Here is a 606-nt window from a genome sequence, read left to right on the forward strand (position 1 = left end):
TCGACCACGAGGTGGATCTTGTGGTCGAAGTGGCCGGCGAGCCGGTCCAGGAAGCAACACATCACCTCGGCGGTGAAGCTCTCGGTGAAGACCATGAAGTGCATCCGGCCCTTGGTACTGATCGCGGACATCGCGTTCACGGAGAACCGGTTGCCGCTCCGCCGCACGATCGGGGTTCGGCCCTTCTCTCCCCAGGTCCGGCCGGTGACCTGGTCGGAGCGGATCCCGACATGGCCGGCGAAAGAGGACCTCACCGCCGTCGACCCTCGCCCGGATCTTTGGCCAGGTCCCGGCCCGCCACCAACGCGGCCACCGCCCGCAACCGCAGGGCCTCCTGCGCCGACGGCGACAGATGTCGCGCGCCCCCCACCAGATCGCTCACACACGTCCAACAACCCAGAACCCAATAGGGTGCCGCAATGAGGTTGCGCGGAATGTTCATCGCATTTTTCGTGGTCCCGCTAGCGTGGGGGGTGATTACCCTGCTGAGGGCCGGGGCGTCCCACGGCGGCCCGGACTGCCCGTGGCTCCAGCTGGGCGAGGACGGCGAGGAGCACCCCGGGCAGATGCGGCAGGGCTATACCTGCGTGCTCGACTACAATTACC

General features: G+C 67.2%; 1 protein-coding gene. It reads right to left on the reverse strand.

From position 1 onward, the window contains the following. The coding region (locus tag ABEA26_RS36200; protein WP_425587965.1) for a transposase at positions 1 to 254 on the reverse strand (254 nt) is incomplete at its 3' end. Between the last annotated feature and the right edge of the window lie 352 nt (positions 255 to 606).

The sequence above is a fragment of the Streptomyces marokkonensis genome, from assembly GCF_039539045.1.
In the GTDB taxonomy this organism is placed as follows: domain Bacteria; phylum Actinomycetota; class Actinomycetes; order Streptomycetales; family Streptomycetaceae; genus Streptomyces; species Streptomyces marokkonensis.